The organism is Acidobacteriota bacterium (genome assembly GCA_003696075.1).
Taxonomy (GTDB): Bacteria; Acidobacteriota; Polarisedimenticolia; order J045; family J045; genus J045.
Genome location: RFHH01000092.1, coordinates 1 through 8,238, shown reverse-complemented (window position 1 = coordinate 8,238; position 8,238 = coordinate 1). Strand labels below are relative to the sequence as shown.

General features: G+C 69.0%; 6 protein-coding genes. All 6 read right to left on the bottom strand.

Annotated elements, in window-relative coordinates:
- Positions 1-550 precede the first annotated feature (550 nt).
- Positions 551-1,348, bottom strand: a complete 798-nt coding sequence (locus D6718_06075; protein ID RMG46150.1) for a thioredoxin — start codon at positions 1,346-1,348, stop codon at positions 551-553.
- A complete protein-coding gene (locus tag D6718_06070; protein ID RMG46149.1) occupies positions 1,345-2,289 on the bottom strand; it encodes a hypothetical protein in 945 nt (314 codons plus the stop codon). The genes D6718_06075 and D6718_06070 overlap by 4 nt, the downstream gene beginning before the upstream one ends.
- Positions 2,290-2,374: 85 nt before the next feature.
- The gene (locus D6718_06065) at positions 2,375-3,550 is read right to left on the bottom strand and encodes a hypothetical protein (GenBank protein ID RMG46148.1); all 1,176 of its coding nucleotides are present in this window, start codon (positions 3,548-3,550) and stop codon (positions 2,375-2,377) included.
- Positions 3,490-4,947: a glycosyltransferase gene (locus D6718_06060; protein RMG46151.1), complete on the bottom strand. Its 1,458-nt coding sequence runs from the start codon at positions 4,945-4,947 to the stop codon at positions 3,490-3,492. The genes D6718_06065 and D6718_06060 overlap by 61 nt, the downstream gene beginning before the upstream one ends.
- Positions 4,248-5,672: a DUF2142 domain-containing protein gene (locus tag D6718_06055; GenBank protein RMG46147.1), complete on the bottom strand. Its 1,425-nt coding sequence runs from the start codon at positions 5,670-5,672 to the stop codon at positions 4,248-4,250. Before D6718_06055 ends, D6718_06060 begins: the two co-directional genes overlap by 700 nt.
- Before the next feature lie 95 nt (positions 5,673-5,767).
- Positions 5,768-8,238 (bottom strand): hypothetical protein (locus D6718_06050; protein ID RMG46146.1); only part of this gene is annotated, 2,471 nt, incomplete at its 5' end.

The window sequence follows — 8,238 nt, the reverse complement described above, 5'->3', positions numbered from 1 at the left end:
CCGCACGGAGGTCCGAGCGCCCGATGTCCCCGGGAAGGACTCGGCCCAGGAGATCCGCCTGCGGGTCGGCTCGCGGAGCGCGGCTCATCCGATGGGAGGTGCACCCTCGATGGTGCGAAATCCTGCGCTACTCGTTGCCGGACAAAGACTTGGCCCGATCTCGCCGGCATCGAGCCGTTCGGGACAGCAACCTCCCACCGATCAGCGGTTTGGATGCGGAAACGCACCATCCCGGATGCACCTCCCATCCGATGGCCGCACGGTGCCGCGAACGGTCCGTCCGCGGCCGGGCCGAGTCCGGGCGAGAGCGGCCGACGTCCCGGCCGGCGAACCGTTGCGGCGCCCTCGCCCGGGGATCCATGAACCGGTCGGTGCATCCTCGGCGGTGCGAGCCGCGGTCCAAGCTCTTGAATTGCGACAGGCTTCGGCGACGAACGCGCGGCCGGACCGCGCGCAGCGCCGCGACCCGCTCGCAGGCTGCCCGCTCGATCGAAAACGCACGTTCGCGGATGCTCCTCGCACCGGTCGTGCCGGCCGAGGCCGACCGAGGTCATTCACCCCCGAAGAGGACCGCCGAGAGCGCCGCTTCGGGGTGCTCCCACATCGCTCCGGTGATGCGCCCCAGCTCGCGGGTACCCCGGCGGACCACGGCGGTGGGCGTCGCCTCGATCCCGTACTGGCGCGCCAGGGGATCCTCGGCGAAGTCGCGCGGCAGGCCGCGGAAGCGGAATCGGATCGGTTCGCCTTCCAGCGCTCGCGCCACCGAAAGCAAGCGCGGCACGTACCGCTCGCAGTGGGGACACCAGGAACCGAAGAAGACCTCCACGTCCACCGGCTCCTCGACGGTGGCGAGCAGACGGAGGTCCCCCCGCCGTGGAGTGTACGCGGCGGCTCCGCGCCGGTACTCGGGAATCGCCGCCAGCAGCTCCTCGGCGGAGAACAGACCGAGGAGGGGATCGTGCGGTTCGACCACCACCAGCCGGCCGAAAGCCTGGAACCGGAGTTTGCCCGCGAGGACCGACACCGAGCCGGCTCCCCCGCCGCCGGACCCCTCGCCGATCCGCGCGCGGCACGTCTCGCCATCATCCGAGCACTCGACGGCCCCGGCGGGAAGCGCACGGACCGTGCGCTCCCGGGACACCACGAGCACCGGTCCGGCGAGACGCTCCGTCACCACGAGCAGCCGCGGGGTGCCTGCGGACAGGTACAGCCGTGCCCCGGGATCCAGCTCGCCGTCGATTCTCAGCTGGTAGTGCCCCGTGAGCGCAAAGGCGACCTCCTCGCCCGGCGTGCCCGCGGTGGCCGGGAGCGCCGCAGCTGCCAGAGCCACGAGGAGGGGGACCGTCACGGGAACTCCCCCCGCGCGAGCCTCTCCAGCGCCGGCTCGTCCGGGATCCCGTTCCAGATGCGCCGGATCCTCCCCTCCCGAACGAGAAAGGCCCGCGGCAGCCTCCGGTAGAGCGGTTTGATCAGAGAATAGGGTGCCTCGCGAACGTCGAAGGCGGGCCCCGCCGCCCAGAAGAACTCGGCAGCCAGCTCCTCGTCGCGCTCGGCCAGGCCGAACACCCGGACCGGACCTCCCTTCAGCGCCAGGAGCTCGTTCACCCTTCCGATGTCGCGGCGAGTCTCCTCGTCCGCGCGATCGATGAGGAGCACGAGCGAATCCCCGGCGGCCAGTTCCGGAATGACGTCGGTGAGGCCCAGCTCCGCTACGTCCGCCCCTTCCCGCAGGCGCGTCACGCCCGGCCAGGAGTCGATCGGCAGGCTGGGAGCGGCGAGGGCGAACGCCGCGGCGACCGCGAAGGACCCCGCCGTCAGGCCCAGGGCCCCGCGCGCCGTGCGCCGGCAGCCGAGCCACGAAAGAGCGGCCAGGGCGAGGAAGGCGGTGTTGAGCGCCCAGTGCCGCCCCGGCGTCTGCTGGATAAGGTTGCCGAAACAGCCGCAGCTCGACGGGTCGTCCGGAGGCACGAAGAACTGCCAGCCGGCGAGCAGCCAGAACGCCCCCATCAGCGCCGTGCCCGCGGCCAGGACCGGCGGCACCAGCCGGCCCGCGAGCAGAGCCGCCCCCAGCCCCGCCTCGAGCGCAACGACGAGCACCGCGGCGAAGCCGGCCAGCGACCCCGGGAGAAGCCCCTCGCGGACGATCTGGGCGGCGAATCCCTCCGGGTCGGCTCCCTTCGTCCAAGCGGAGAGCAGCAACACGCACCCCAGGACGGCCGCGGCGGCGTAACCCGCCGTCCGCCGGGCCGCGAGTCGTCCGCTCGTCCGTTCGATCCGCTCGTCGCTCATGGGCCGGGACCGGCTCCTTTCGGGGGCGGTGGTGGGAGCGGCGGGTCAGCTTAGGGTGCGGGGAACCGGGGCCGCAAACGTCTCCTCACGAACCCGCGAGATGGCGCCAGACGAGGACGGCCCCCACCAGGAGCGTTCCGAGCAGGAAGTACTGCTCCCGGTTCTCGCGCCAGAACAGCTCGAAGCTCCAGCTCCGCCGTGCCCGCTCGGGGTAGGGCGTGAGCCGGGGGAGCAGACTGCGGACTTGGGCGGCGTAGCGCGCGTACTCTTCCCCAAAGAGGTTCTCGAGCCGTTCCGGCTCCTTGGCCAGCTTCCGCGGCATGTAGCTGGCGAGGAACAGGACGACTCCCACCGCAAGGACCCACAGCGCCGGACCCCAGGCCATGATGCCGAAACCGACCAGCAGCAGGAGGCGGCCGAGGTAGAGCGGGTCCCTCACGTAGGCGTACGGCCCCGAGGTCGTCACTTCACGGTTCCGGCGCAGGTGGCCGGCCGCCCAGATCCGGATCCCCTGGCCGAGCGCCGCCACCATGCCTCCGCCGATCAGCGACGCGCGGGTCGGCCGCGCGAGCACGAGGATCGCCAGGATTCCCACGACCAGAACGAGGTTTTTCAAGAAGCGAGCCAACGCGCCCTCCTTCACCAACCGGTAGAGCAGGAACATCCTTGGCGGCGGGACGTCCCGGCCGAAGAGATCGATCTCCAGCTTGTAGATCTTCCGCCGGTCGAGCTGCTTGTACCATTCGAAGAGGAAGCGGTCGAGGATCGGGTGTCTCCCCGTCACCCAGGCGGTCGAAAAATCGACCAGGTACGGCTCCTCGCCGGCCATCAGCACATTGCGGCAGTGCGCGTCGCCATGCGCCACGCCTCGCGCGTGCAGCGCATCGAAAAGCTGGCCCAGCCGCTCGATGAACCGCTCCGTGACCTCCGGGGGGCGGCGTCCCGAGACCGGGACTCCCGGAACCCGGGTGATCTCGAGGGCGTAGGGTCCCCGCCGGCCGACGACCGTGGGAACGTTGGGGAGCCCCTCGAGACGACGCAGGGCCCGCTCTTCCCGATCGAGCCAGTACCGCCCCATCCACCGGACGAGCACCGGACAATCGCGATAGTCCTTGACGACGGTCTCGGCCCCGATCGTCACCCGCGCCTTCGACCGGTTTCGCGGGGCCGGTTCCGTCTCGGCTGGCCCGCCCTGCCGCCTCATCGGCCGTGCTCCCCCTCGCCCGGACCCCGGAGCACGAGGCGCCGCGGAGGAAGCCATCGCCGTTGCATCCAGCGCACGGCCAGCAGATCGAAAAGACCCCGCAGCGCCCGGTTCGCCATCCCGTACTTCGACCGTCCCGCCCGCCGGGGACGATGGGCCACCGGGACCTCGACGACCGTCGTCGCGCCGAGAATCCGGCACAGGGTCGGCAAAAAGCGGTGCATCCCATCGAACGCGGGCAGGTCGCGCGCGAACTCGGCCCGGAACGCCTTGAGGGAGCACCCGGTGTCGCGGATCGTCTCGTGCGTCAGGAGGTTCCTGATCCGATTGGCGATTCTCGACTGGAGGCGGCGCCACCACGAGTCGCGGCGTGTGGCCCGGTAGCCCGCGGCGACGTCGGCCCCGCCCCGGACCGCCGCAACGAGGCGTGGTATCTCCGCGGGGGGATTCTGCCCGTCGGCGTCGAGCGTGACGACGATCTCCCCCCGCGCATGGCGAAACCCCACCGCGAAAGCCGCCGACTGCCCGCTGTTCCGCGCCAGGTGGAGGGCGCGCACGCGCGGGTCGCGAGCGGCCGCCTCGTCGGCGATCTCCGCCGTGCCGTCCCGCGATCCGTCGTCGACGACGATGACCTCGTAGGAAAAAGGAGCGCCGGCCAGCTCGCTCGCGAGCTCGTCCAGCAAGGCCGGCAGGGATTCCCTCTCGTCGTAGGCGGGAAGGACGATCGAGACCTCCGGCCGTCTCCGCCCGTCGCTCAACGCTCGCCTCCCAGCCGGCAAAACAGCAACCCGTCGATGATCCCGAGCGGCTCGACGGCATATCCCCTCGAGCGGGCCTGTTCCCGGATCTCGTCGAGAAGCTGGGGCCACCCGGCCACCAGCCGGGGCCCCCGGATCGCCCGCTCGAGATGCCGCGCCAGCGCCTCGTCGCGTCCGTCCGGCAGACGGACCGGGTGGAGGCGGGCGCGGTCGACCTGCGTGCCCATGTAGAAGCTCAGACCGTACCACGGGCGGGTGTCCACGAACAGCACCTCCGCGGGCACCGCGCCAGCCAGCTCCGCGATCTCCCGCGAGGCGCGGAGAGCATCGCGGTGCGGCGCGGGATGCCAGGGGACGGCACGGAGCCCGAGGGTCGCGAGAGCGAGGGCCGCGGCGGTCCACATGCGCGCACCGCGGAGCCGCGGCGATTCGGGAAAGGGCAGCCGCCGCACCGCAAGGAGGGCGAGCGGGAGGAACAGCGGCAGGACGTACAGCGGCAGCCGGGACTTCGCCAGCGAGAGCACGACCAGAGGCACGCCGACCCAGAGGGCGAGCAGACGATCCTCGGCTGCCGCGCCGGGCGAGCGCCGCCGCAAGTCCGCCAGGCCCCGGCCGAGACCCTTCATGGCCGGGAGCGTCCAGGGAAGCGAACCGAGGAGCAGGCCGGGAAGGTACGCCTTGAACGGCCCGTACCATTCGGGGTTGCGGCGGTGCACGCCCGAAGCGATCCGCTCGACGAATTCGTTGAACAGGAAGTAACGGAGCAGCACCGGTTCCTGCGCGATCACGACCGCGAACCAGCCGAACGCGAGAACGGCGAACGCCGCCAGCCCGGCCGCCGAACGGAACGCGGCGAGCCCCTGCCAGCGGCGCTCCAGGAGGGCGAACACCGCGAAGGCCAGCAAAGGCAACAGGCCCGGCGGTCCTTTCGTCAAGAAGGCCATGCCGAAGGCGGTCCACATCAGGAAAGCCCCGCGCCGCCGCTGCCGCTCGTCTCCTGCCCACCAGGCCGTCACGAATCCAAGGGCTCCCAGCGCCTCCCAAGCGGCGAGGAGCGTGTCGGTGGTGACGACATTGGCGGCGACGAGCGGACCCGGCATCGTCGCCACTGCGAAGCCGGCCGCCCACCCGGCACGCGGTGCGAACCGCCGGCCGAGCCGGGCGGCGATCGCGATGAGCGCGGCGAGCGCCAGAGCGTTCGGCATTCGGGCGGCCCATTCGTTGCGGCCGAAGACTGCGAGGCTCGCGGCGAGGGCCCAGTAGGTGAACGGCGGTTTGGAATAGTGTGGATGGGCGGGATGCAGGCGCGGGTGGATCCAATCCCCGCTTTCGAGCATCTGCACGGCGACGGCGGTGTAGCGCCCCTCGTCGGGCTCCCAAATGGGGCGGCAGCCCTGAAACAGGGACGCGTAGGCGGCCAACGCCAAGGCGACAGCCGCCGTTCTCCCCCAACGGTTCAAAGAAGACCCCCGGAACCGCGCCTCCACCGGGCGCAGCGGGACGAGGAGCTTCCGGGTCAGCTCTCGGTGAAGGTTCCCTCCTTGGCCGAAGCAGCGAGAACCGCTTCACCTCCATTGAAGATCAGCTTCTTGGGGCGCTTCGGCACCTTGAACCTCACCTTCGTCTCGGGCCCCTCGACGAGAAGGATCTGCTCGTGCTCCGAGCCATCCCGGAACTGCACGACCACCGGCACGGCGGCCCGGAACGTGCGGCCCTCGATGACCTGCTTCTCCTTGCCCAGGACCACCCGCTGCCAGACCGTCCCCTCGACCAGGTACTGTCCATCCTCGGTTTGCCGGTATTTCAGGTCGTAGCGGAACTCCGGCGTACCCACGCCCCGGATCCATTGGTCGAAGAACCAGTCCATGTTCCCGCCGAAAGCGGCCTCGGCGATCCGCTGGATGTCCCGGGTCACGATCTGCTTGCCGGCAAGCGTCCGGGCGAGGGCGCGGAAGAACCGGAAGAACTTCTCGTCGCCGAAGGTCTTCCGCAAGATGTGCATCGCATACGGGCCCTTGTTGTAGACCGCCGCCTGGTAGGCGGCACCCGGCATCTCGCCGCCCCACATGATGGAGGCGTTCTGGACGCTTGCGAGCGGCTCGATCTCCAGGACCCGGTCGCGCCACTCCTTCACCTTGGCTTCATACTCCTCCTTGCCGTAGACGAGTTCCAGATAGATCGCCGACGAGTACTCCGCCAGGCTCTCGACGAACCAGTAGTTCCCGCTGTTGGCGTTGCTTACGCGAGCGCCCCACCACTGGTGGCCCGTCTCGTGGGCCACCACCGAGCGCATGAATCGAGCCAGATAGGTCGCGTCGGTCCGGTCGATGACGCCCTCGATGTTCTCTCCTCCCTCGGAGGTGACGATGGTGGCGATCCCGCGGAAGACGGGACTTCCGAGGTAGATCAGAGAACTCGGTGCCTGCCCGTAGAAGGCCGGCACCGGATCGTTCACGAGATCGAGCTTGTCGTAGGGATAGTCGAGCTGGAACAGCTTGGTGTAGACGTTGATCGCGCTCGCCGCCTGGTCCGCCAGCGTGACGAGCTGCTTGGGCCGGATCTGGAAGTCGGCCATCGACTGCTTGTCGACATGAATCGTCACCGGGATCGGCGTGCCGTCCAGCTTTCTCGCCTGGACCGTGGAGGACCGGCTCACGTAGTCCCCGTAGATGATCGAGGGAAAGGTGACCGGAGTGTTCGCCACCCAGCGGGTCGTCTTGACGTCGCCATCCACCGATTCGGAGACCTTCTTCCCAATGCCAAGCACCTCGTACTGCGCCGGCGTCTTGACGGTGAGGTCGAACGTGTCGATCAGATCGAAGATCCTGACGAGGGGGAGCCACCCTCCCCTCGGGACCCCCTTGAAGGAATAGGAGTAGTTCCGGATCGCTTTCGGATTCTCCCACTCGACCCGGACCTTCCGCCGCTCGCCCGGCTGCATCCGTTCGCTTTCCGGGAAGACGATCCTCCCCTGGAACGGGCTGTACTGCACCCAGCTCAGATCGTTGCCGCGATCATCCGTGATTGCCTTGATCTTGAAGACCTGCTTCTTCGACAGCGACTCGAACGTCTCGGTCGAATCGGGAAAGTAGGCCAGGAAAACGTCAAGGAAGTCGATCGGCAGGTGGGCGCGCACCTCGAAGGTGACGTCCCCGACCATCGTCTCCGGATCCTTGAGGCCGAGCTCCACCGTCCCCTGGACCGCGGTGACGTCGAAGAACCGCGAGTCGGCGTCGGCCCGGACCTCGAGCTCCCTCGGGTCGAGTCCGGCCTTTCGAGTGGCCTCCGAGTAGTAGCTGAACAGCGGACCCAGCCCGGCCACTCCGAAGGTCACCTCCCGCTGGCCGAAGTTGTCGTAGGCCAGCCAAACGGCCCGGTCTCCCTTCAACGTGTGCACACTGACCCCGTAGGTGTCACGGCCGTACCGCGGGTCGAACTTCGGGCGGAATCCTCCGAACGGGTTCTCCTTTCTCGATTTCTTCGTTTCTTCGATCCCGTCTTCGTACTTTTTCCGCAGCCGATCGCTGAGGTCGGCGCGCGACGCTTCGGCCAGTCCGGAAAAGCTGGTGTCGAGGAACTCTTGGAGCCGCTTCGGCGTGCCGGCGATCACGACGTAATCGGGATCGAACTTCAGATCCTTTGCCTTCTTGGCCTGGACGAGGCGGTAAACGCTGTAGAAATCGAGTTCGTCCCGCGGCGGTTCGTACGAGTAGGCGAGTCCCTCGCCCTCTAGGGTGAGGTCGCCCAGCTCGTCCCCGATGTAATCGACGATGACCACCCCCGGCCCGCTCGTGACCTTCATGCCCTCGGCCTCGAAGCTGAAGCTGTCGAAGCGATAGAACTTCTCGTCCTCCGGCGCAAACCGCACCAACCCGGTGATCTCGTCGACCTTCTCCTCCGAAGCGATCCGCCAGTCGCCGTCCTCTCCGGGCGCGAGGATCAGCTCGTAACGCTCGCGCTTCATCTCCTTCGGCGCAGTGATCACGT

What these genes read in the sequence shown, in the direction of transcription:
- D6718_06070 (RMG46149.1), bottom strand. Translation starts at nt 2,289, where the DNA reads ATGAGCGACGAGCGGATCGAACGGACGAGCGGACGACTCGCGGCCCGG.
- D6718_06065 (RMG46148.1), bottom strand. Translation starts at nt 3,550, where the DNA reads ATGGCTTCCTCCGCGGCGCCTCGTGCTCCGGGGTCCGGGCGAGGGGGA.
- D6718_06060 (RMG46151.1), bottom strand. Translation starts at nt 4,947, where the DNA reads ATGGTACGGGCCGTTCAAGGCGTACCTTCCCGGCCTGCTCCTCGGTTC.